Annotated in this window: 16 protein-coding genes; 9 read left to right on the top strand and 7 right to left on the bottom strand. The window is 64.8% G+C overall.

Translation table 11 applies throughout. The annotated features are described in order from the left end of the window. Nucleotides 1–443 precede the first annotated feature (443 nt). Together IBX18_RS39875 and IBX18_RS39870 are read left to right on the top strand one after the other, a co-directional pair. The gene (locus IBX18_RS39875) at nucleotides 444–770 is read left to right on the top strand and encodes a hypothetical protein (RefSeq protein WP_194838595.1); all 327 of its coding nucleotides are present in this window, start codon (nucleotides 444–446) and stop codon (nucleotides 768–770) included. 29 nt (nucleotides 771–799) lie between these two features. After that, nucleotides 800–5074: a hypothetical protein gene (locus IBX18_RS39870; RefSeq protein WP_194838594.1), complete on the top strand. Its 4275-nt coding sequence runs from the start codon at nucleotides 800–802 to the stop codon at nucleotides 5072–5074. Nucleotides 5075–5214: 140 nt separating this feature from the next. Here the strand turns inward: IBX18_RS39870 and IBX18_RS39865 are convergent, their stop codons facing one another. The 6 genes from IBX18_RS39865 to IBX18_RS39840 form a co-directional block, all read right to left on the bottom strand. Then, nucleotides 5215–6501, bottom strand: coding sequence for a nucleotide sugar dehydrogenase (locus IBX18_RS39865; protein WP_194838593.1), 1287 nt, complete (start codon nucleotides 6499–6501; stop codon nucleotides 5215–5217). 87 nt (nucleotides 6502–6588) lie between these two features. Beyond that, entirely contained in the window at nucleotides 6589–7266 is a 678-nt protein-coding gene (locus IBX18_RS39860; protein WP_194838592.1) for a hypothetical protein, read from the bottom strand. Beyond that, entirely contained in the window at nucleotides 7263–8588 is a 1326-nt protein-coding gene (locus tag IBX18_RS39855; RefSeq protein ID WP_194838591.1) for a glycosyltransferase family 2 protein, read from the bottom strand. The genes IBX18_RS39860 and IBX18_RS39855 overlap by 4 nt, the downstream gene beginning before the upstream one ends. Next, the gene (locus IBX18_RS39850) at nucleotides 8569–9186 is read right to left on the bottom strand and encodes an AAA family ATPase (RefSeq protein ID WP_194838590.1); all 618 of its coding nucleotides are present in this window, start codon (nucleotides 9184–9186) and stop codon (nucleotides 8569–8571) included. Before IBX18_RS39850 ends, IBX18_RS39855 begins: the two co-directional genes overlap by 20 nt. Then, on the bottom strand, nucleotides 9168–9926 hold the full coding sequence (locus IBX18_RS39845) for a hypothetical protein (RefSeq protein WP_194838589.1): 759 nt from the start codon (nucleotides 9924–9926) through the stop codon (nucleotides 9168–9170). The genes IBX18_RS39850 and IBX18_RS39845 overlap by 19 nt, the downstream gene beginning before the upstream one ends. After that, nucleotides 9923–11011: a glycosyltransferase family 2 protein gene (locus tag IBX18_RS39840; RefSeq protein WP_194838588.1), complete on the bottom strand. Its 1089-nt coding sequence runs from the start codon at nucleotides 11009–11011 to the stop codon at nucleotides 9923–9925. Before IBX18_RS39840 ends, IBX18_RS39845 begins: the two co-directional genes overlap by 4 nt. A gap of 392 nt (nucleotides 11012–11403) precedes the next feature. Between IBX18_RS39840 and IBX18_RS39835 the strand changes: the two genes are divergently transcribed. From IBX18_RS39835 to IBX18_RS39825, 3 genes are all read left to right on the top strand, one after another. Continuing rightward, nucleotides 11404–12039: an XRE family transcriptional regulator gene (locus tag IBX18_RS39835; protein WP_194838623.1), complete on the top strand. Its 636-nt coding sequence runs from the start codon at nucleotides 11404–11406 to the stop codon at nucleotides 12037–12039. Then, nucleotides 12036–13271 carry a M20 family metallopeptidase gene (locus IBX18_RS39830; RefSeq protein WP_194838587.1) on the top strand — a complete coding sequence of 412 codons (1236 nt, stop codon included), beginning with the start codon at nucleotides 12036–12038 and terminating at the stop codon, nucleotides 13269–13271. Before IBX18_RS39835 ends, IBX18_RS39830 begins: the two co-directional genes overlap by 4 nt. Before the next feature lie 171 nt (nucleotides 13272–13442). Then, the gene (locus IBX18_RS39825) at nucleotides 13443–13934 is read left to right on the top strand and encodes a hypothetical protein (RefSeq protein WP_194838586.1); all 492 of its coding nucleotides are present in this window, start codon (nucleotides 13443–13445) and stop codon (nucleotides 13932–13934) included. A 60-nt stretch (nucleotides 13935–13994) separates the two neighbouring features. On the opposite strand, the gene IBX18_RS39820 is transcribed toward IBX18_RS39825, so the two are convergent. Next, nucleotides 13995–15791, bottom strand: a complete 1797-nt coding sequence (locus IBX18_RS39820) for an ATP/GTP-binding protein (RefSeq protein ID WP_194838585.1) — start codon at nucleotides 15789–15791, stop codon at nucleotides 13995–13997. A gap of 486 nt (nucleotides 15792–16277) precedes the next feature. Here IBX18_RS39820 and IBX18_RS39815 point away from each other — a divergent pair, with 486 nt between their 5' ends. Genes IBX18_RS39815 through IBX18_RS39800 form a run of 4 tightly spaced genes read left to right on the top strand, consistent with a single transcriptional unit; the run spans nucleotide 16278 to nucleotide 23296 of the window. After that, nucleotides 16278–17774, top strand: a complete 1497-nt coding sequence (locus IBX18_RS39815; protein ID WP_194838584.1) for a class I adenylate-forming enzyme family protein — start codon at nucleotides 16278–16280, stop codon at nucleotides 17772–17774. Further along, nucleotides 17771–21094: a non-ribosomal peptide synthetase gene (locus tag IBX18_RS39810; RefSeq protein ID WP_194838583.1), complete on the top strand. Its 3324-nt coding sequence runs from the start codon at nucleotides 17771–17773 to the stop codon at nucleotides 21092–21094. Before IBX18_RS39815 ends, IBX18_RS39810 begins: the two co-directional genes overlap by 4 nt. 13 nt (nucleotides 21095–21107) lie before the next feature. Then, nucleotides 21108–22007 (top strand): oxaloacetate decarboxylase, encoded by a 900-nt coding sequence (locus IBX18_RS39805; RefSeq protein ID WP_194838582.1) that lies wholly within the window; start codon nucleotides 21108–21110, stop codon nucleotides 22005–22007. Continuing rightward, nucleotides 22004–23296, top strand: a complete 1293-nt coding sequence (locus IBX18_RS39800) for an MFS transporter (protein WP_194838581.1) — start codon at nucleotides 22004–22006, stop codon at nucleotides 23294–23296. The genes IBX18_RS39805 and IBX18_RS39800 overlap by 4 nt, the downstream gene beginning before the upstream one ends. Nucleotides 23297–23298 lie beyond the last annotated feature (2 nt).

Genomic DNA, 23298 nt, shown 5'->3' with positions numbered 1-23298 from the left:
ACTAAAGCACGGTAGCCGCGTGTCTCAAAGCGGGGTGAGACACGAAACACTAAACACCGCTCTACCTTTGCCGATACGCGCTTGCTGGGCCGCGTGAGACAGACCGGCGGTAGGTAGCTGTCTCAATGAGACAGTGCAGGCGCGAATCAACGAAACAGCAAACTCGAAAACTCTTGGGACAGAAGTTGTCATCTACCGTCGAGTAACCCTCGATGGTTCCTGGTCCTTTAAGTCGGCAGATGCCACGATATGAAGCGCTTTGCACGTCCCGTGCAGGGCCGGGCCGACATACACAACACCTTCCACTCGCGTGTAGTCCGGTCCGTGACTCGTACACAAACCGACCGCATGCCCCCGATGAGTCCTCGCTCCGAGCGCCTGAGCGATCGGTGCCTGGGCTCGTCTTCGCAGACGCCGTGTCTGCTCGAAGAAGGAGTCCCGTTGTGGACCAGTCCAATACGCCAGGAATCCCCGGCACTGGCGTGCATCTCCCTGCATCGCCTGCCGCGATCTCGACCCCCGTCCCGCGGAATAACCTTGTGCTTCTGGCGACGCTATCGCTGGGGCTGACACTTCCTGCGCTGTTCTTCGCCGGTGTCCTCATCGTCCTCGGCGCGGTGGACCCGAAGCTCGGGGCCGCGATCACTGTGGCTCTGGTAGCCGCAGTCAATGCGGTGGTGCTCAGCTTCTTCAGAGGCCGGACGAACTCTAGGCGGCTGCGAAAGGCGTTGGCCTGTCTCATCTATCCAGAGCGCTTTGACGTGCCGTGACAATGGTGCCGGACGGACCGGAGGCTCGGGTGCCTGTCTTGGAGGCGGGCACCCGGGTCGAGTTCGTGATCCTGCTGAGCAGCATCGCGAAGTGGTCGGGCCGCAACGGCGGGCAGATCGCTCAGCGGTCGGGTCTGCCGCGGGCGACGGCGTACCGGATGATGAAACCAACGAACAAGTCGTGGCCCCGCACGGCGCAAACGGTTCAGCAATTCTGCCGCGGCTGCCTGCTTCCTCCTCCGCAGATAGAACAGATGGTGCGCCTTTGGGCACGGCTCAACGACACCACGGCCACCGACGCGGAAGTCGTTGAGGCCGAGCTGGTCGAGGACGACCCGGACCAGGAGACACCGGCGGCCGCCTCAGACAGAAGCAGTGCTCCTGCGCCTAGCGGGATCGATAATCGCGGCGGATTGGTAATCGGCCAGGTCGCAGGCAACCTCAACATCACTGTCGGCAGCGATGCTGACGGCTCAACGTCCGGCATCTTCATCGGACCGGGCACCGAATCGTTCGATCCAAACCATATTCGGTCTCCGAAGGAGCTCGGCACCCAACTGAAGGCGCTATTCCCGAACAAATCGTATTCTCAGATCGCGGCATTTGTAGGGATCCCTCGTGGCACCCTCGGTAGGTGGTTCTCCGGACACTTTGTGCCACCGGCAGACAGCTCAGATTTCGACAAACTCCTCACATCCGCAGGCTTGCCCAAACGTGCCCGGGAGAAGTGGAAGAAGGCCGCGGCGCTCGTGCGGACTCTTCCGCCGACTGACCCGCCCGATGCGGTCGACCGGATCCGGAATTGGCAACCGTACCCCGGCTTGTCGCCGTTCAGCGAGAATGAGGTCGAGGACTTCTACGGCCGCGAATTCCTGATCTACGAACTCGTCCAGAGGGTCGAAGACAGCCTGGCCGGCACTGATTCTCCCGTTACCCTCGCCTTCGGCGAAGCCGGATCGGGAAAGTCGTCGTTGCTACGTGCCGGGCTGCTTCCACATTTTCCTGGCGCTGTCCTGCTCACCCCTGCCCACGAACCGGCCGTGGCGCTGAGCAGGCGTTTGGACGTGCTAGGCGATGCCCCGACGCAGGTGCTGATCGTCGATCAGTGCGAAGAACTGTGGACTCTGCAACGGCGTCATGAGAGCGCCGGACAAAGAGAACGCTTTTTGGACCGGCTATCAGCGTGGGTCAGCGCACCGGGGCGAGCGGTGGTGATCGCAATACGCAGTGATCACCTCGGCCTCGCTGTCGAAGAACCCTTGCTGCGCAAGGCCGTGGAGCGCTCACAACTGCTGATACCGCCGATGAGCCGCGATCAACTAGCGGAGGTCATTACTGGACCAGCGCAACGTCGCGGCGTCATGGTCGAGCCAGCGGTGACTGACACACTCCTCGACGAGCTGGCTCTGATCGAATCAACCAGCAGGCTATCGCTGCTCTCATATGCGCTGCAGCAGACATGGACAAGGTTGCCCCTCAACCAGCTCGTCCTGACCAGCGAGCACTACGAAGCAGTCGGCGGCATCCAGAGCGAGATAGAACATGCATGCGAGGCCATGTACGCCGAGCTTGCCGTGAGCGGACAACGCGCCGCCCGCAGGATCATGACCGCCGGGATCTTGGTGAGCGAAAGTGCGCCGCCCACCAGGCAACACGTCGCGCGCGGCGATCTGGTGTGGCCCGACATACACGCCGTCGAGGTCAACGTGGTGCTCCACCAGTTGCAGAAGCACCGGCTAGTCACAATCGACAAGCACAACACCGTGATGATCGTCAACGATGTTCTGCTGACCAGTTGGCCACGCTTGCGCGACTGGATCACCGACAGAACTGTGTCGGTCTTGCGCCTCCATCAACTGGCTATTGACGCCAGCACGTGGACCGAGCACGACCGCGATCCGTCCTACCTGATGAGCGACGGACGCACCGACGAGTACGTGCACTGGGCCTCGCACAACGACGCGGGCATCCAGCCGGGCCCCCTGGAACAGCAATTCCTCGACGCCAACGTCACATACCACCGAGCCCAACAGCAGAAAGCCAGAGACCAGCTTCAAAAGCTCCGTCAGTCCCGCCGGCGCCTGCGACGATTCTTAGTCGTCACCGTCGTTCTGCTCATACTGTTGTCCAGTGCGACAGCGTGGGCGGTACACAACCGCACTGTGGCCCTCAACGCTGAGAGGATGGCCGCCTCGCGGCAAGCCGCACTTCAAGCAGAACGAATGCGTGCCCAGGATCCCGCATTGGCCCAACAACTGGCACTGGCCGGGTACCGCATCAGCCCGACCACAGAAGCACGGTCCGCGTTGTTGGACTCGACAGCCATTCCAACGCCGATCCGCACGCCAACTGTGCCCGGACAGATCACCTCCGCAGCCAGCAGTGACGGAACGTTGCTGGCAGTCGCAAACACCGATGGCAACATTCGGCTCTATGGAGCTGACAAACCCGGTCAGCCACCGCTCGCCACCATCCCAGTGCTTTCGGCGACTTCCATCGCTTTCCGTCCCCACACGCGCCAACTCGCAGTCAGCAACAAGAATGGAATTCAGCTCTGGGATGTCACCGACACCGCTCACCCGCGTCAGCTGGCCACGCCGCCAGGCCCAACCACAAAAGCACCCGACCTGGCATGGTCACCCGGGGGCGAGGAATTGGCCGCCGCAGGCGCGGGCGGAGCCCTCCGCTGGACGGTGTCCGCCGACGGGACATCGAGTACCTCCATCTCCACCTTGCCGACCTCGAAAGCAGAGGGCGCGACATTGGCTGCTACCGCGGTCGCCTACAGCCCCGATGGCAGCCTGATCGCCACCGCAAGCCAGGACGCCACGGTCCTGATCTGGGACCGACGCATCGGCAACACCGATCCGGTAGCGCAGGTAACGATGGCGAACCCCAGTTCTACGGTGCAGGACCTGGCATTTGACAACAGTTCGTCCAAACTCGCCGTCGCCACCAAAAACGCAGAGGCCTTCATCCTCGACATCTCCAACAGCGCTGCTCCACGAATCACTCAGCGCGCCAGTGGGTTCAACAGTTACGTCAACTCGGTAGCTTTCAACGGCGATGGCACCATTCTGGCGGCAGGCAGTTCCGACAACACCGTCCGGCTCTTCGATGTCGGCGCCGACGCACCGGCTAGGCAAGTATTGCCCCACGCTTCGATCGTCACGTCCGTCCACTTCGTCGGTGCACAACTCATCACGACCGCAATGGACGGCTTCGTTCGGACCTGGCCGCTGCCCAGCCCCGTCACGTCGACGCTTGGGGCGCGCATTCTCACGCTGTCCGCAAACACCGACGCCACAGCCATGGTCGTAGGCGCGGTTCGCTCCTCCCAAGACTCCACACCAGACGCACTGCAGCAATTCGATATCAGCGACCCTAAGCATCCGCGCAACCGAGGCAAACCCCTGCCATTCGATCCGCCGGATCGGTCCTCCGGTGCAGCCACAATCTCCCCGGACGGACGCACTGCCGCCGCCGGAACCAAATCCGGCCTCTACATTTGGGACATTACCGACCCCACCGCTCCGCGCCGAGAGAGCCCGACCGTCGCTGGGTCCTCTGGCCCGGGTGTTGTAGCGCTTGTATTCACCCCCGACAGCCGCTATATCCTTGCTGGCCGTGGCGGTGACGGGTACGGAATCGCTGTGGTCGACCGCACCGACCCCGATCGACCCAAGGTCGCAGCACACATCGACGCCGGCAATCGCGTACAAATGCTCTCGATCAGCGCAGACGGCAGGTATCTCGCAGTCGGCACGGCCACCGCCGTGCGTTTGTACGACATCTCCAGCGGGCCACAGAACGCCAGGCTCGTCGGCGAGGACACCAGCTTCCAGAGCAACGTCAGCGCCGTCCGTTTCGCCAATGACGATCTGCTTGCCGCAGGGAGCGCGGACAACACCGTACGTCTCTACCGTGCCAGCGGGACCGGACTGCGCGAGCTGGCACACATCGTCGGAGCCACTGGACAGATCCAGTCACTGTCTTTCGATCCCGGTGCCACACAACTAGCCGCGGGCACCGGCGACAGCATCTGGGTCTGGGATGTCAGCAACCCGACCCAACCTGCCACTGCCGCAACGCTGTCGGCGTATGGAGGACGCGTCAACGACGTTGTTTACGGACCTCGCGGATCTAGTCTCATAGCTGGCGGTGACGACTCGACACTGCGTACCTGGAGCACCGACGCCGACGCCGTCGCCGACGACCTCTGCACGCGCCCCGCTGCTCTCATCACCAATGACGAATGGAAACGCTACCTACCTGGTATCGCCAACCGAGCTCTCTGCAGCTGACTATCGCCACCGCGGGCCGACTGGCGTCACGGCGGGAGCCCAGTCTTGGCATGCAGCCAGAACCGTTGCAGGTCCGCGGGGTTCACCGCGGCTTCTGCACTGAAACGGTCGCGGTTACGCACTAGAGGTGGATGCGCTGGTTACAGATGTACGACAGATGCGGCGTGCAGGCATCCGCGGGTGTCGAGGACGATGTTGCACGTGTGTAGCAGCCATGCTGTGCCGCTGTCGTGCTGCTGGAGCAGCACGCCGAGATCGTAGTGGGTTGCCGGGTTGGGCAGCGCTGCGCGTGGGATGGTATGCCCGTCGACGCTCCATTCGCTGATGTGGCGGTCGTGGTATTCGACGGTGGCGTTCCCGTTGCGGAGAAGTCGGGCGATCGGGATCGCTGGTGATTCGCGCATGTCGGCGACTTCTGGTTTGTAGGTAATGCCGAAGAGCAGGATGCGTGCGCCGTTGAGTGGCAATCGTTGGGTGTTGAGGAGTTCTTGGGCACGGTGCACGACGTAGGCGGGCATGTGGTTGTTGATCTCTTGGGCCAGTTCGACCAGCCGCATCGGGTACCCGAGTTCGGTTCTGACGCTGGCGCTGAGGTAGGTGGGATCGACGGGGATGCAGTGCCCGCCGACGCCTGGTCCGGGGGTAAACGGTTGGAAGCCGAATGGTTTGGTGGCCGCGAGTTCGATGACCTTCCAGACGTTAATGCCGAGGTCGTGGCAGATGATGGACAGTTCGTTGACCAGTGCGATGTTGACGTGGCGGTAGGTGTTCTCCAGGAGTTTCGCCATTTCGGCCTCGCGGGGGTTCTGGGCGATGACGAGGTCGTCGACGAAGGTGCAGTAGAACGCCATGGCGTGGGTGCTGCAGGTGCGGGTGACGCCGGCGATGACTTTGGGGGTGTTTCTGAGGCTGTATTTCGGGTTGCCGGGATCGATTCGTTCGGGTGAATAGGCCACGGCGACATCGGTTCCGATCGCCAGACCGGATTCGGCGAGGATCGGGCTGAGGAGCTGTTCGGTGGTGCCTGGATAGGTTGTTGACTCGAGTATCACCAGTGTGCCGGGGTGGAGGTGGTCGCGGACCGTGCGTGCGGCGGCCTCGAGTGCGGTGAGGTCGGGCAGACCTTTGCGCAGTGGTGTGGGGACGCAGAGGACTATCACCTGTGCTTTATCCAGTTCGGCGGGGTCGTCGGTGGCGCGGAAGCCTCGCTCGTGCAGGTTCGTGAGGTCGGCGGGGGTGATCGTGTCGGTAGGTGGGACTCCGCGGTTGATTGCTTCGATGCGGGCGGTGTCGATGTCGAGGCCGATCACGTGATGGCCCGCCAGGGCGGCTTCATGGCATAAGCGCAGCCCCACGTAGCCGACGCCGACGACAACGACGGTGAAGCCGAACTCTGTTGTGCGATCTAGTGTTTGGGATAATTCCATGATTGGTGCCTCGTTTACGCGCGGTGTCTGGACGTGCGCCAGCGACATCCCGGTGTCGGGACGTGCGGGGTTGGGATGCTGGTTGCTCTAGTGGGCGTTGCTGCCAGGCCAGTGCGCGGAGATCTGTGCGCGCAGCAGGACCGGGTCGCCGGTGAAGTGGAACGCGCTCCCACCCCATGCGCGGAAGACTTCGCAGGTATCAGCGCAGTCGTCGATGAGCACGGCGTTGCGTGGTTGGAGCCCGTAGCGGGTCAGGGTCGGCCCGAAGAAGAGTTCAGGAGACTCCTTTTTGAGCGACCCGACCTCGGAGGAGACGATCAGTTCGTCGATGCGTAACTCGCCGGTGAGGACCTTGGGGGCGGCCTGGAGGAAGCAGCCCATATTGTCGCTGGCGACCGCGAGGAACGCGCGTGGACGCAGTTCACACACGATGCTCGACATTGCCGGGTCGATCTGGGCGTTTCGGCAGTCCCGCAACAGCTCTCGCAGGAGATAGTCGTCGCGATAGCGGGCGGGCAACCGCACGTTGAGGGTGGCGATGACCTCGGCGTCGGAGACCAGCCCACGCATCCATTCCTGGACGTAACCCTTTCGGCCGCAGAACAACTCTTCGAGGGCGTCGCGCATCTGAGCGGACAGGGGATGGTTGGTGTTGCCGACGATGCTGTCCCAGAACTGTGCTGTGCTGAGGGTGTTGAACCAGTCCAGGAAGACGAACACATCGAAGTACGGAAGGACGAACTGGTCCGACCGAGGCTGTGTCATGTCGACTCCCGGGTCCGTTGCTGGATCGGTGGTGTTCTGGTGGTGATGTCGTGCAGTAGGCGGGCGAGTCCGCGTAACCCGCCGAGCCAGTAGCTGGTGGCCGCGAACGGGTAAGCGGTGAGTCCGCGCAGGATGGTGTCCCGGTTCGGGTGGGACTCGGACGCGATCTCGAGAGTCTGCAGGCTCGCCAGAACCCGAAGGAGCGGACCGTAGAGTCCGAGTAGAAGTCCGCCGGCGGCCAGGAGCCGGTGCCGAGGTGGCAGCGCGGCTAGCACAATCCACCGCAACGGCAGTCCCAGTGCCCACTTCATGCCGTCGAAGAGCCCTTGGGCGGCGAATCGGGTGCCGCGCCGGTCGGTGAGGTATTCCGGGCCACACAAGGGGCCGCGGACCCAGGTGCTGCGTTGGCGTTGCAGCTCGCGGGCGGTGGCGGGGGCGTCGCCGCATTCCAGTGTCGAGAACGCTTCGATGTGGCCGCCACTGGTGCGGATCGCGACGCCGAGGGCGGCGTCTTCGAGGCCGTAGCGGGGTCGGGGCAGTCCGCCGAGGCGCTGGTAGTAGCGCCTCGAGATCAGCAGGCCGTGGCCGACGGCGTGCTGGTACCAGGCATCGGCGATGGGTGCGGGTATCCATCGGATGCGTCTGCTGCCCGCGAGCAGCCGGAACAATTCGACTTCGAAGGTCCAGCGGGTCTGGAAGAACGCTTCACCAGTAGCCAGCCAGCTCAGCTCGGCCAGGTTGCCGAAGAACACCGCCGACTGCTGGGCGCAGTCAACCTCGTCGGTGGCGTATTCGATGATCTCCGAGCAGGCTACGGGCTGGAGGCGTGAGTCGGCGTTGGCGATATAGAAGTAGTCCACCTCGGTTCGGGCCAAATGATCCAGCGCCCAGCCGAGTTGTTCGCCGTAGGTTCGGTTGAATTCTGGGTAGTGGCGCAGTTCGGCCCGGCCCTCGGCTGTCAACCGTGCCAGCACGGGGTCGGCTCCGAGTGTGTTCCAGGTGTGCGGGGCCGTGGGTGCTTCGATGTGTTCGCGTTCTGTGGTGACTACACACAGCCGCAGTTGCGGGTGCTGATCGAGCAGTTTGCACCAGTGCGCGATGCACGCCAGACCTCGATCCGCTTCGTGGAGCATCGGCACCACGACAACGATAGTCGGGTCGGTGTCGCTGTCGGGGGGAACGTGGGGACGCGCGCGCCGACGCGCCGCCATCGCGGTGAGTGTGGTGATGGTGGTGTGTGCGCTGTAGGTGCTCCAGCCGCCGGCGATCCAGGCGGCGGTGACGGCCAGGTCAGCGAGAAGGTCAGTTCGGGATCGTGTCATGGAAGAACTCCTCAACGGTGCGGACAACGGTGGGCAGATCGCGAGTGCTGTCGACGACGAAGACCGTGCTGGTGCAGCGAGTGAGGACTTGGTTGTAGGCGTCGATGAGGTTGGACAGGAAACCCCGACCGCGCAGACGCTCATCGATGGTGGTCGCGAGCCGGTGGTGGCGTGCGAGCGCGGTGTCGAGGTCGAGGGCGAAGTACACGATGGTGTCGGGGATCGGCTTCTCGCACTCCAGGCCCTCGGCGCTGTTCTCGCCGCTGTTCCAGACCGTGGCGGCGAAGCTGCGGTGCAGTGCGGTGCGGTAGGCGGCGATGGAAACAAAGCATCGGTCCAAGACCACGACCGGCCCGCGGGCATGGTGGGCTTGTTTCCAGCGCAGGTCGTCCATGTCGCGATACATCTGGACGCGGCGGTGTTGGTCGGCAAGGGAATTCGACAGCGCAGCCATCTGCGCCCGCTCCGGTGCGGTGAGAAGTTCGTGATAGTCGGCGATCACCGAAATCGAGGGATTCGCGCGGTGGAGTGCGGCGGCCGCGGAGGACTTGCCGGTGAAGGGCAGACCCTCGAGGGCGACTACGGATGGTTCGGGCATGGTGGGGACTCCACTTCGCTGAGGATTCGCGCAAGTAGCAGGTCGGGGGTGTCGGTCGAGGTGATCAGCAGGCGCGGGCGTAGCAATTGCCCGACGTCGAGGTCGAAATCGGTGGTCGAGAGGTGATCGAAGAGCCGCAGTCGGTCGTTGAGGGCGAGAGTTGTTGCGTTGTAGCAGCCGTAAGGCAGCACAAACTCGCGACCGGCGCCGAAAAGGTCTGTGCGCTCGGCGGTTTCGACCAGTTGGTAGAGCACTTCGTTTTCGGTCAGCGGTGCGCTGGTGGTGGCCGGAGGCCCGTATCGGCCGCCGGGCGGGGTTGGCAGGCGGGTTCCGCGGGCGTCGTAGTCGGCCAAGCGCCGGTGGGTGTAGCCGTGGGCGGCGATGCGCACGCCCTTGCTACGTGCCTGGTCGAGGTCGGCGAGTTGGCCATGGGGTGGGCGGCCCAGTGAGCTGATCGGCACGGCGACGACAACTTCGGCGAAGTGGCTCAGGTCCGCGGAGCCGAGCACCAGGTCATAAAAGGAGCGGTAGTTGTCATCGAAGTAAAGCCGGGTGTGCCGTGCCAGCCCGCGTTCAACGAAGCAGTCGATGATCGCGTGCAGCGCGTCGAGGGTCGAATCGAATCGTGACCACAGTTCGCTGGCGGGGCCCGGCTTCACATCGTGGAGCACCAGGTTGATCACCGCTCCGATGTCATTCAGGTGCGCACCGAGGCGTCGTGTGGAGTCGGCGGTGATCATGGGGCGAGCAATTCTGTGAAGAACTTGCGGTGCGCCACCGCGAGCAGCCGGTTGCGGTCGGTTTGATGATGGTGGGCTGGGTTGGCCTCCACATGCACCGCAGCCGATTTCACCTGCGGGATGACCGGAATCCCGCTGGCCACCAATCGAGCAACCAGGCTGGTCTCGGTAAACCCATAGGCGGCAAAGGATTCCGCGAAACCGCCGAGGTCCTGCGCGGCGGCCGTCGGTACGGCAAAACAGCCACCCAGCACCATGTTCGGCAGGCACCACGGACCCTGCATGCCGCTCCACCGGCGGAAAAAGCCCGTGTCGGCGACCAGACGGAAGCGACGGCCGGCATAGATCCAATCGCTGGCGGTCAGGACCCACGAAGGCTGAAAGCGGCAGGCCCATCGCCAGTCGGTGTGCACGCTGGCGTCGGTGAGGACCCGGTCCAGATCGGCATCAGGGTCGGTGCGCAAGGTGGAAAACAGCCCAGCCACGACGGCCGGACGCGGCCGCAGATCCGCGCCTCCAGCGTCCCACAGCTCGACCGTCCGCAGAACCAGATCCTCGGGCACGAGGACATCGGAATCAACGAAGAGGGTCACATCGAATCCCGTCGATGCGCCCAAGCCGACGTTGCGGGCCACCGATCGGCCACGGTTCTGCGGTAGTCGGATCAGCTGCAGTTCCGGAATCATGCTGAGGGGAAACGGATTTGCGACCGAGCCGTCATCGACAACAACCAGTTGCGTGCGCGGCGCGTGCGGGTGAGCGCGGCGATAGCGGCCCAGCCCGTGCGCCAGGCGCGCAGCGCACTCGATGGCCAGCGCACCGGTCTCGTAGTACGGGACGACACACGACACCGACAGCGGGGGCAGCCTCAGCGCCGTCGCGGTCGGGTCGGTGCCGTAATCGTTGTCGTGATTGAACAACGCTGAGCGCAGTGATCGCCGAGCTGGCGGCAACGAAATCGACTGGCTCGCAATCGGAACGGGCATGGCCTCGGCCGGTTCACTGTCGGCGCTTCCCCGACGTGGGACGTTTTGTGCGTGGGCCGGATCCGTCGCCATTTCCGACGCCTGAATGCCTGTTCCCATCGCAGTCCTCCGAAACCTTGACTGGTGCAACGCAATACAGTCATCGTCGCGCACTTCAGCCGAGACAACCAGCGCACACAAAGTCCGTAGTTTGTTGACCAACCTGCGTAATCGATCAATAGATCGTCGTAACAGCCAGCTCCGCGCCGCGCCCGTGCTCCCCAGCGGCTGATGGTCCGAGGAATCTCGTCGGAGAGCTCCCAATGACCCGGTGCACTCCCCTAACCTGGAAGGACAGCTAGAACGGGGGTGGGCCGGTGGCACGAGGTAGGCGCATCGACACAGCTGGCTCAGGTGGCGAATCACCTCTGCGGCAAGCACGTCGGAAGAAGGGTGCCACCCTCGAAAAGGTCTGCGCGGATTTGGCCGCCCTCAGCGACGACGGCTGTGCTGTGACTCCCAGCATGCTCTCGGAGTGGGAACTCGGAAAACACTCCACCAGCGACAAATACCGGCGCAGGCTCGCTGAGTACTACGCCTGCCCCGCCGAGGAACTGTTCGCCCACCAGGACCGCGCCTTCGGCGAGCCGCGGCTGATGGTCGAATACCGCGCCTTGCACCAAGCCATGCTCGAGGTGGTCACCGGCGCCCAGCGCTACCTGGTCGTGGTCGGCTCCCGATCCCGCGACCGCGGCTACCTCGACGCCATCGAAGCCACCCTTACCGAACACCCCGACCTGGTGCACTACCGCATCCTGTTCGGGCCACCACGACACCGCATACTGCTCGAACACCTGCTGCGCCTGATCGACCTGCGAGACCCAGAGGACCGCAGCCGCGGATTCAAGACTCTGCACATCACCCTGATCGACCACATCACCAATCCGGATCTGCCCGAACGCTTCTTCTGCGCCAACGAACACGCCGCCGTCGTCCCCGTGCCATCACTGAACTCGGCGGAAAATTTCGACTCCGGTGTAGTCCTGGGACAAGTTGCCGGCACCCGCTACATCGACCACGTCCGCCAGCTCTACGCCGCTGGTCGTAGGGTCGAGACACGCACGCAGCTCCAAGCGTTGCTGCCATGAACCCACACCAGCCACGGGGACGGAGGCGCACCATCACCCCAGAGGACGTACGGGCGGCCGCCAAACACGACCACGACTCGGTGCTCGCGCTCACCCGCGCGCTCGTTGCCATCCCCAGCCGCGGCGGCATCGATCCCTACATTCCGATCCTCGAGGCCGTCTCGGACTGGCTTCACGAGCATGGATTGGAGGCGTTGCCGGTGCGCGATGCTCGCGGTCTGGCGCTAGGGCTGGCGTGCGAGATCCGGGGCGGCCGCCCGGGACCGCGATGGGTTCTCAACGCCTGCCTGGATACCGCGGGGTTCGACAACCTCACCGCCTGGACCTACCCGCCCACCGATCCCGTCATCGACGATGGGTGGCTCTACGGACGTGGCAGCTCCGATTCCAAATCCGGCGCCGCGATCTTCTGCCACCTCGCCGCCCGTCTGAACCAGATCCGCGACCAGCTCGCCGGGCGACTGGTGCTGCTGTTCGACGTCGACGAGCACACCGGCCAATTCGGTGGCGCCCGAGCTTACTTCGAACATCCAGAAATACGAGACGACGTCGCCGGGGTCATGATCGGCTACCCAGGACACAGCAAAATAGTCATCGGCGGCCGCGGCGTGCATCGCGTACGGCTCCACGTCCACGGCGTCACCTCCCACGCCGGCGGCAGCACCAGCACGCCCAACGCGATCGATAAGGCCACCGAGCTCATCGCATTGCTGCGCACCGCCGAACTGCCCGCGCCCGCCGACCCGGCGTTCCCGCTGCCCGCCAAACTCACCATCACCGCCATCACCGGCGGCGAGGGTTACTCGCTGACCCCCGGCATCTGCTACGTCAACGTCGATATCCGAACCACTCCTGACGTCGACAACACGGCCGCAGCGCAACTGCTGCGCCGTGCTGTCGCCACCGTCGATAACGCCTGGCCCGCAACGGCACCCACCTACACCGAAGAGGTGACCCAGTGGTCGCCGTTTCGGCTCGACCGGAATGCGCCGCTGGCGGCGGCCTTGTTCGATGCCGCCGAATCCCTGGGCGTGTCGGTCACACCGAAGATCGCTGGACCCAGCAACATCGCCAATTTCCTGGCCGGACTAGGCATCCCGGCCACCGCAGGTTTCGGGGTCAGCTATGAAGCCATGCACGGCATCGATGAACGCATCCGCATCGACACCCTTCCTACCGTGCAAGCGGTCTACCACGCCGCGGTCCTCAACTTGCTGTGCGCCCCTTCCTAGAATGCTGGCTTCAACCCCTACGCGAATCGCTTCCGCCACTAACACAGACCTTTACTTCCGAGTTTTTTACTCGTAAGTTGGGTCCATGGTGACGCCCATACCCGTCCTGTGCGCAGGCGCGAGCTCAACCACGCTTGCACGAACTGAGCCCGGATTGCGAGACGGGTAGCAATGAACAACGACAACAATTCTGGACTTGAGCCGGAGGCCGGTTCCATTGGCGACATCTTGTGGCCGATCGAAAAGATCGCCGCGTATTGGGGCGTTACAGAGAACCGCGCCCGCGCGCTTCTCGCCGACCGCGGCATCAACCGCGTCAGCGGCTGGCCCGCAGACCAGGTGCAGCAGGTCATTCGCCGCCAAGGCACGCGCACCGATCTCGGCAAAAGCAGCGAGTCCACGCCGAGGATTGCCCTGGCACCACATCACATTGCGGCGCTGGATTGTCTGGCCGACGGCCAGCCCTGGACCGCGACGCGCCTAGCGGTCACAATCGATCCCCGGAAGGACAGTGAAGCCGCGATCAAGGCTGGGCGCACGCTCATGTCTGCAACCTGTGATGTGTTGCACCGTCTCAAATATGTCGTCCCATGCGGTGAGGGATGGACCATCACCCCCACCGGCCGCGGCTGCTACAGCCGATACGTCGAGAATTGGCGATAGCGGTCACTGCGGCGGCGGAGCCGGTCAACCGCGTGCCGGGGTTGCGTTCGGCGGCGGGGATCAGGGTTCTGCCCCATTGTCCTTCGCGCCCAGCTCACCGACAGGGATGACGAGTTCGGCGCCGGCGGCCGCCGAGATGGGGTTGCGAGGCTTCGAGCTGGCAAGCACTGCGTCGGCCACGGCATCGACGATGGCGGAGAGCTCGACACGATCGACACGATCGACACGATCGGTGTCTCTATTCTCGTCGACGTAAGTCAAGAACGTATCGATCCTGCTCAGCAACGCTTGCATCGTCGATTCGGCGAGATCCAATGCGATGTCGCGCCCGTCGCGTTTGCTGATCTTCAGAGTCGCCGACCTCGGGCCGGTCTGGTCCAGGTCAATGGTATTGCCGTAGGTGCAGGTCAGGGTCAAAGCGGGCGGGCTGGGATGTAGCAGTAGCGTCGTCAGCTGGTCACGCAACGACCGCGCCTGCACCTCCGACAGATGCGGGTCCGGCCCAGGGATGTCGTCGCCGACGAACAACCCGACCGCGTCAATCTCTGCCGACGGCGATTGCTGAACTCTCATTGAAACGCCGTTGGTGTCGATGACTTCGGTGCCGAAGACCGCGAACCCGCGCTGGGTGTAGCTGATGGGGACCGGATGCGGGTTAACGGCAGTGGACACATGTGCCCGTGTGGGCTCTGCGACTTCTGCGAACAGACTTGTCAGCGCGACGTGGTCGATGGCTGGGTCTGGGAAGAGATGGAGGTGAGTGTTACCTGCAGGCTGTTTCATGGCAATCCGGGTCTGGTCGATGGAGAGCACCTCGTCGACTGCCAAGCCGTTCAGCAGTGTGGTGCTGTGGCCGGTGAAGATGAGTTGGGCGTTGCGGGTGTTGGCCTCGGCGCTGTTGAACAACACCGCGACCTCGGCGAGCAGGGCGGGGTGCAACCTGATGTCGAGATCGTCGACCAGCAGGACGCCACCGGATTGCAGCGCACCGACAATCGGCCCGCACAGCTCGAACCATGCTCGGGTGGCGGGCGATTCGTCATCCACATCGATCGACCGCTCGATGCCGAGCTGGCGGTGGTGGAGTCGAATGCGCCCATCGTGGCCGACATCGACATCGGTCACGCCCAACCCTGCCGCGGTCAGCATCCCGATGACCTGGTCGTGGTAGGGGCTATGAGGCGTGCGGATGAGCAGCTCGGTAGTCCGCATCCCGTGTTCGGGGTCGGGGTCGGGGTTCAGGATCGTCAGTTGCCCGGCGAACCAGTCGGCGAGCAACCGCAGGTGTGGTTCGCCGGCCGCGGCACCGGCGCTGAGGAACAGGGCATTGGATCGGGTGGCCGCGATCAGGTCCTGCACATCGTCGAGGACACCGTGAGTCGGGAACCGGTGGTGATCGGGGCGGTTATAGTCTCGGTCGAACCATATTTCGCGTGCCCCTTCCGGATAGCTGTGTAGCCACTCGGCGGTGACCGCACGGTCGGACAGTCGAAATCCGTAGGTGTAGCGGGTTTGCTCAGGTCCGAGCATCACCTCGACCTCGAACAACGACGGAACTGTGTCGACGCCACCGTGATCGAAGGTGAACGGATGTCTGGGCACATGGCCGGGATGTGCACTCCATACGGTCGCTGACTGCTGCACGGCTTGGCGGGCGAATCGCACGGCGTCGACGAGCGAGGACTTACCAGAACCGGCGTCGCCGAAAATTCCCATGGCAGGCAAGACTTCGATGTCTCGATCGGCAGCGTGCAATTGTGTCGGGCGGGCGTACTCGCCGCCGACATCACCGATCAGCGACAGCATTTGTTCGTCCTGGATGCTGCCGTGGTTGGCAACACGGAAGCGCAGCAACATGATTCACCTCGTCGACGGGAAGCACCGCTGGTCCGGATATCGATGTTCGGCGGCGCAACGTGTGCAGCGACGGTAAGGGCCCAGGTGCGGCCACGGCGTTGCAAACACACCCGGAGTGTGGCCACGAGGCGACGTGCCCGGGCCAAATGGTGGCCAGGCCCAACCGTTCCGGCACACATGCTGGCCGATCAGTCGCCTTCTTGCACCCTGCGGACGAGCCGACACACACGGCACTTGGGATCGTCGGCTGCGGCGATCCCGCCGCTGCGCGAGCCATTCGATATACCACACCAACCGAGCGTGACCATATTGTCGGGCAACGGGATTGAACTCAGGCGGAGATCGAAAGCTGATCACTTTGAGCACCAATAGCTTTCAGTCACGGCGGTGACCGCGACGCAGCACCGTAGTCCCCCTCCACGTTCATTCGACGCAGGCACCTGGCGGGCGTGGTTCTCACACACCAGCCGTGGGTTAGCTCGACTGATGGCCCCGATCCCGGTGTTACGTTCGCGCCGCTCACCACGGCTTTCGGAGGTTAGAAACCATATGACACGACGCAACGGGGCGATTGTGCACGCGGGCGATCCGCATCCGGTGCTGACCGCTGATCGTCTCCGTTCCTGGACAGACCGGCTCGCAGCGGGGTTTCGAACGGTCGGGATCGGACCAGGTGATGTGATAGTCGCCGATCTGCCCAACTCCCCGGCCTTCGTCGTCACCTTGCATGCGGCATGGGCCACGGGGGCTGCGTTCGCGCCGATGAATCCGCTTCTCACCCCACGGGAGAAACGAAATATCATCGACCTCGTTCAGCCGAGGGCGATCTTGACCTCCGCCGAGCTGGCCCCCGACGAAGCTGCGGTGCCATGGCCGGACCCACTGAGCGGACCGCCGGAGATCGGTCGCTCCTGCGTGCGCTCGGTGGTGCCGGGCTCGGCGGCCGACACCAGCGACCGCCTGGTGTTGTTTACCTCCGGCAGTACAGGCAAACCGAAAGCGGTCGCCCTGACCGAAGCCAACGTCAGCGCCGGAATCGACTCTGTCGCAGATCATTTCGCACTGACCGAGGACGACCGGACAGTGGCGATGTTGCCGTGGTCGCATGGGCACGGATTGTTCGCGAGCCTGCTGGCGCCCCTGCACACCGGCGGCACGGTGGTGTTGCCGACCCCTCAGCAGATCCAGCAACCGCATCAGATTATGGCCGCTGCCGAGCCGACCTGGTTGACACTGGTGCCCCCGCAGTTGGAACTCATCACCGGCGCCCTCGAACGCTCGAACGAGACCGTGCCGCGTATGAGGTTCCTGCGCACCGCGAGTTCACCGTTGCCTCGCGCGCTGGCCGAGCGCGCCGAGCGCCTGTTCCGATGCTGTGCTGTCCAAGCCCTCGGTATGACCGAGACCAGCCATCAAGCCGCGGCCGATACACCGACCTGGGATCGGCGTCTGGGCACCGTCGGCGGACCGACCGGCGGCATGCAAGTCCGGTTCAGCGGAGAGGACCTGCTCGGCGGTAGCGAACTGGAAGTGCGCGGGCCCGGGTTGTTCCGCTGCTACCTCGGCGATACGGAAGCGACGGCGGCCGCGATGACCGCCGACGGGTGGTTCCGCACAGGCGATATCGCCACCATCGAAGACAGCCGGATACGACTCGTCACGCGGTTGAGCGAGATAGTGAACCGGGGCGGCTACAAGATCGCTCCCGCCGAAGTCGAAACCGTCTTGAGCCAGCACCCCGATGTCGTCGGCGCGCTGGTCACCGGAATCGACCATCCGACGCTGGGCCAGGAACTCGTCGCGGTCGTCGTGGTACGTGACGGCACAACCGCGGGCTCGCGGGATCTGATCCGGTATTGCCGCCCCAGCCTGGCCGGGCACAAGGTGCCCGGCCAGATCAAACTGGTCCAGGCACTTCCACAGTTGCCCAACGGAAAACCCAGCAGACGCTTAGCCGCGGAACTGTTCAAGGCGACAGCGTGACCGGCCACGCTTGCCAGGTCACCGAGGTGCTGCGCGAGATCTGGGATGACACCCTGGGCTGCGACGTCGGCGACGGCGACACTGTGCAGGCACTAGGCGGCACGTCGCTGCACGCGCTGCAAATCATGGCCCGCATCGAGACCGCTCTGGGCGTCGCGGTGCCGGCTGCGGAGGTGTTCGAGCGCGAATTCGCCGCATTGGCTGACGAGCTCGCGCGAAGCGCGGAATCAATCCGGCAGGAGGAAGACGGCATCGCGGTCCTCGGCCGCGAGATCGCGCCCTTGTCTGCCGCACAGCGAAGACTGTGGATGGCCCATCAAATCGACCCTGGCACTGCTGATTACAACGTCGGATACGCGTTCCGTCTTGCCGGTCCACTTGACGTCGAGATCTTCAATCGTGCCCTCGACCACCTGATCGCCCGCCACCGGCTCCTGCGCGTAGTCATCATCGACGACCACGGTGAGCCCACGCAGCGCGTGCAGCCCGCGCGCCCGGCGCGGCTGGTACCGGAACCGACACCTGCGGCGGCGCTGGAAGCGATTGTCCGGGAGGAGGTTCGACGGCCTTTCGACCTTACACACGGCCCGCTGTGGCGAGCTCGGCTTCTCGCCGCGGCTGACGGCACACACGTCCTCGTGACAACCTTCCATCACGTGGTGACCGATCACCAGACGAGCCAGTTGCTACTCAGTGAGCTCGCCGACCTCTACAACCGTCTGACCTCCGGTGCAGTGGCGCACGAAATCCCTGATGGCCCTGACTATCTCGACTATGCCGCCTGGGAGAACACCCAGGCGCAGGCGGATGTGCAGCGGCACGCCGAGGCGCTCGAGTTCTGGACCGCAGCGCTGGACGGCGCGACGGTCCGGCCGTTCGACCTCTCCCCTGCTGCAGGGCCCGCCGGGGACACCGCCCGCGTGCGAGTCGACATGCGCGCCGACCTCATGGCAGGGCTGGCGGCGCTGGGGGCGCGATGCGAGGCCAGCCTGTTCATGGTGACGCTCGCCGCGTGGGAGGTGTTGTTGTTTCGGATGTCGGGCCAGCGGGCCGGTGCGGTGACCGTTCCGGTGTCCGGGCGGACGCGGCCGGAGTTGCTGAATATGGCAGGCCCGCTTCTCAATCCGTTGCCGTACCCGGCTGAGGTCGACCCCGCGCTGCGGTTCGTCGATCTGGTCGGACGGCTCCGCGACACCGCCTGGGGCGTGGTCTGTCACGACCTGCCCGTCGACGAACTCATCGCGGCCCTGCCCGTGGGCCACGCCGGCGCGGGGCAGAGCCTCGAGGCTGTCAAGTTCACCGTCGAGGACGGCGACCCCCGCACGGCGCTGCACTTCGATGGCCTCGAGGTGACCGCGCTCGACATCGAAACCGGCATCGGCCGTTTCGATTTGGGTGTCGAGATCACTCGCCTCGCCCATCCCGAACGACTGGTGATTACGCTCACCTGGCGGCACGGCCGCTACAGCCATTCCTATGCCACGGGGCTGCTCTACCGCTATCTGGCGCTGTTGTCGGCCGTGGTCGAGCGGCCCGAGCAGCACGTCGCGGAATTCGACGTGATCGGCCCTCTCGAACGGCCCTGGCTGCTCGGTCTCGGCCGCGGCGCTCCCGTGGGCGAGATCGAGCTGGTGCCGCAGCTGGTCTCTTGCCGGGCCCAGGCCACTCCGGATCACCTCGCTGTCATCGATGACCAGCACCGGATCAGCTGTCGCGACGCCGACCAGGTCGCCGGTCGGCTGGCTGGCTGGCTGCGTGAGGTCGGGGTGACCCGTGGAGGCCGTGTAGCTCTGATGCTTCCGCCCTCGGCGTGGTATCCCCTGGCGGTGGCGGGTGTCTGGCGCTGTGCCGCCGCCAGCGTTCCGCTGGATCCATCATGGCCGGAGGACCGACTGCGCTGGGTGCTGGACGACAGCCGCGCCACTGCCCTCGTGCGCCTGGGCGCCGGCCCGCTGTCGTTCTGGGACGGACCGCAGATCAGCATGGACGCCCTGCCGAGCACCTCGGCTGAGGCGCTACCGCTGTCGGGGCTGGACCCCGCCTATGCCATCTACACCTCCGGCACCACCGGCAGACCCAAAGGTGTTGTCGTCGAACATCGGTCACTGGCCAACATCGTCGACTGGCACCGTCGGCGCTTCAGCATCAGCCCGTCTGACCAGGTTTCGCAGATCTTCGCCAACACTTTCGACCCATCGGTATTGGATACCTGGTCCGCGCTCGCCGCGGGCGCCACATTGCATGTGGCCTCCGATGATCACCGCCACGACGCGGCCCTGCTGTGCAGCTGGCTGCGCGAGCAGCACATCACCGTCGCCGCGCTGCCCACCGGGCTGGCTGAGGCACTGCTGGCGCTGCCCGATGCCCACGAGCTGGCGCTGCGCTCGATGCTTGTCGGTGGCGATCGATTGCATTGGAACGCAACCGATTCGGTGAGCTTTGAAGTCGTCAACGTTTACGGGCCGACCGAAGCCACGATCTGGGCCACCAGCGCCACCGTCGAACCCCGCACCGACCACCGTCCGCCACCGATAGGGCGACCGATCGACGCCTTATCGACCTACATCCTCGACGAACGGATGCGGTTGGCCCCCGCCGGCGCGGTCGGTGAGTTGTATATCGCGGGCACCGGGGTGGCACTGGGCTACCAAGGACGGCCCGGGCTCACTGCCGAACGTTTCCTGCCTGACCCCTTCGCGCCTGGGCGCATGTACCGCACCGGGGACCTCGCGCGTTGGCTCCCCGACGGCAGCATCGAATTCCTGGGCCGTGGCGACGACCAAGTCAAGATCCGCGGACACCGCATCGAACTCCAGGAGATCGAAGCGCTGCTGCTCGCGCACCCCGCCGTGTCGCAAGCGGTCGCGACGGTACGCGACCAGCGACTGATCGCTTACGTAGTCGCTGAAGAGGTCTCGGATCTGAGCGGTTACCTGCATGCGCGCCTGCCCTCGTACCTGACACCGGACGCCGTCGTCGGAATCGATGCGGTCCCCTTGACGCCAAACGGCAAGATCGACCGGAAGAGCCTGCCCGAACCTCCGCCCGCTCGCACCGAGTCCGTCGCGCCGCGCACTCCGCTCGAGCATGCGCTGTGCGCGATCTGGTCGGAGTTGCTGCCGGTCGACGAAATCGGTGTGGGAGACAACTTTTTCGAGCTCGGCGGGCATTCCTTGTTGGCCATCCGCGCTGCCGTGGCCGTGCGTGCCCGCCTCGGCTGCGATCTGTCGGTGCACACCCTGCTCGCCAACCCCACCATCGAGGACTTGGCGCGCCGACTCGGGGACGCGCCCGCGCCGGTGATCCAATCCGTTTCCTAGAAAGAGGAGCCTCATGAATGCACCGGCCACCGTTCGCCTGCGCGAGCTGCTCAACGCGCCAGGGATGGTGCTGGCCCCCGGCGTCGGCAATGGCTTCAGCGCTCAAATCGCCAGGGACGTAGGGGCTTCGATGCTGTGGGCGAGCGGGCTATGCGCTGCGGCAAACATCGGGTTGCCCGACATCGGACTGGCCACGATGACCGAAATGGTCCACAGCGCCGCAACTCTGGTCGAGGCGGTCCCCGAAATCCCGATCCTGGCCGATGCCGACAACGGCTACGGGGAATCGGTCAACGTTCGACGCACAGTACGCGCGTTCGAGCAGGCAGGTGTCGCCGGAATCCAACTTGAGGACCAGGTTTCGCCGAAACGGTGCGGATACCTCGAAGGTAAGAAGCTCATCACCAAACACGCGATGCAAGGCAAGCTCAGCGCCGCGCGGGAAGCGTGCTCGGATCCGGATTTCGTGTTGCTCGGCCGCACCGACGCGCGGGCGGTGCATGGGCTCGATGACGCGATAGACCGCGCCGACGCCTATCTCGAGGCCGGTGCGGACCTGATCATCATCGAGGCACCCCGATCGTTGGAGGAGTTGAAGGAAATCAGCCAGCACTTCAGGGACAGGCCCGGCAAGCTGGTGTTCAACCGTGTGGTCAGCGGCCTTCTGCGCTGGCCGGACACCGCCGTCCTCGAAGGTCTGGGCGCCACGTTGCTGCTGGACTCCACGGCGGTCCTGGCCGCCGCCGCCCATGGCACGCAGATGATGCTGCGACACCTGATCGAAGGCGGCGATCCAGCAACGTTCCAGGCGCAGTACAGCTTTCGAGAACTCACCGATCTCACCGGCTTGCCACAGGCCCAGCGGTGGGAACAGCGATTCGACGACTACACCGAGGTCGCGGTAGCCCGGTGACCGAGCAGGCCCTCGCCCCGGCCGTCCCCGCGGCGGTGGCCGACACCGGCCCGCACCGATACCGATTCGTCGCCCTGGGCATCGGTGTAGGAGCCCAGGCCAGCTTCACCGCGTTGGCCCAAGGCCTACCCGCGGTAGGGCCCGGATTGCAGCAGCAGTGGCATCTGAGCCTTCCGCAAACCGGGGCGTTGCTGACCGCAGTGTCGCTCGGCGCGGCGACGAGCATGCTCGGTTGGGGGTTGATCGTCGACTGGATCGGCGAACGCACCGTGCTCACCGCTGGACTCACTGCCGCGGCGGTAGCCACGGCCTGTGCCGCTTTCGCCAGCAGCTATCCCGTGCTGCTGGGTTTGTTGATCTTGGCTGGGGTATGCGGTGGTTGCTGCAGTTCAGCGACCGGACGCGCTGTCATGCGATGGTTCACCCGCGACCAGCGCGGCCTGGCTCTCGGGATCCGCCAGACCGCACCAACTCTCGGTGCCGCCGCGGGTGCGGCGATGCTGCCGCCGGTCGCCGCCGCCTACGGGATGCGAGCGGCATTGCTCGTGCTCGCGGCCGGGATGCTGAGCGGAGCGGCACTGAGCGCGACGGGGTTGCGCACGCCATCGGCCACGACCTCGCCGACGAGTGCCGGCGGGCTCACGGTGCTGACCAACCGGCACATCTGGCGTATCACCGGCGCCGCCATGTGCGCGGTCACCGCACAAACGACCCTCGTGGTCTACTCCGTGGCCTACCTCGTGGGAGAACGGCAGGTAGATCTGCACCACGCGGCCATCGTGCTCACCGTGGGCCAGCTCGCAGGCGCGGCCGCCCGCGTCGGTGCGGGCCGCTGGTCGGATCGGGTGCACTCGCGCACCACACCGATACGGCAGCTGACCCTCGTCACCACCGTGGGGCTGGTGATGCTGGCGATCGCGATGAGCGGACCAGCGATCACGATCTACGCCATAGGCATCGTTGTCTTCGTGACCGCCTCGAGCTCCTACGGCTTGTTCGTCACCAGTGCCGTCGAGATCGCTGGCGCCGAGCGCGCTGGCTCGGCCACCGGCATGCTCAACTCCTTCATGTACGGCGCGGGGGCCATCGTTCCGATCGGCATCGGCATGATCTGCGCCTCGAGCTGGCGCCTGGGACTGCTGGCCCTGGCGGCAATCAGCGGCGTCGGATGGTTGCTGAGCGGGCCGCTACCGGCGAGAGAAAACTGCGGATGGACAGCCACCACAACACCCCGGCACTCCGTTTACCAGGCAAAACGAAACGAGGCTGCCAATATGCGCGATGACTAGAC

This window comes from Nocardia sp. XZ_19_369 (genome assembly GCF_015355715.1).
Taxonomy (GTDB): Bacteria; Actinomycetota; Actinomycetes; order Mycobacteriales; family Mycobacteriaceae; genus Nocardia.
Note: the sequence above shows the minus strand (reverse complement) of the source record. Positions and strands in the feature narration are given on the sequence as shown.

Bases quoted from the DNA above. Each gene is read 5' to 3' on its own strand.
- IBX18_RS39805 (WP_194838582.1), top strand. From the start codon at position 21,108: ATGAATGCACCGGCCACCGTTCGCCTGCGCGAGCTGCTCAACGCGCCA.
- IBX18_RS39855 (WP_194838591.1), bottom strand. From the start codon at position 8,588: ATGACACGATCCCGAACTGACCTTCTCGCTGACCTGGCCGTCACCGCC.
- IBX18_RS39850 (WP_194838590.1), bottom strand. From the start codon at position 9,186: ATGCCCGAACCATCCGTAGTCGCCCTCGAGGGTCTGCCCTTCACCGGC.
- IBX18_RS39845 (WP_194838589.1), bottom strand. From the start codon at position 9,926: ATGATCACCGCCGACTCCACACGACGCCTCGGTGCGCACCTGAATGAC.
- IBX18_RS39865 (WP_194838593.1), bottom strand. From the start codon at position 6,501: ATGGAATTATCCCAAACACTAGATCGCACAACAGAGTTCGGCTTCACC.
- IBX18_RS39820 (WP_194838585.1), bottom strand. From the start codon at position 15,791: ATGTTGCTGCGCTTCCGTGTTGCCAACCACGGCAGCATCCAGGACGAA.
- IBX18_RS39830 (WP_194838587.1), top strand. From the start codon at position 12,036: ATGAACCCACACCAGCCACGGGGACGGAGGCGCACCATCACCCCAGAG.
- IBX18_RS39815 (WP_194838584.1), top strand. From the start codon at position 16,278: ATGGCCCCGATCCCGGTGTTACGTTCGCGCCGCTCACCACGGCTTTCG.
- IBX18_RS39825 (WP_194838586.1), top strand. From the start codon at position 13,443: ATGAACAACGACAACAATTCTGGACTTGAGCCGGAGGCCGGTTCCATT.
- IBX18_RS39860 (WP_194838592.1), bottom strand. From the start codon at position 7,266: ATGACACAGCCTCGGTCGGACCAGTTCGTCCTTCCGTACTTCGATGTG.
- IBX18_RS39840 (WP_194838588.1), bottom strand. From the start codon at position 11,011: ATGGGAACAGGCATTCAGGCGTCGGAAATGGCGACGGATCCGGCCCAC.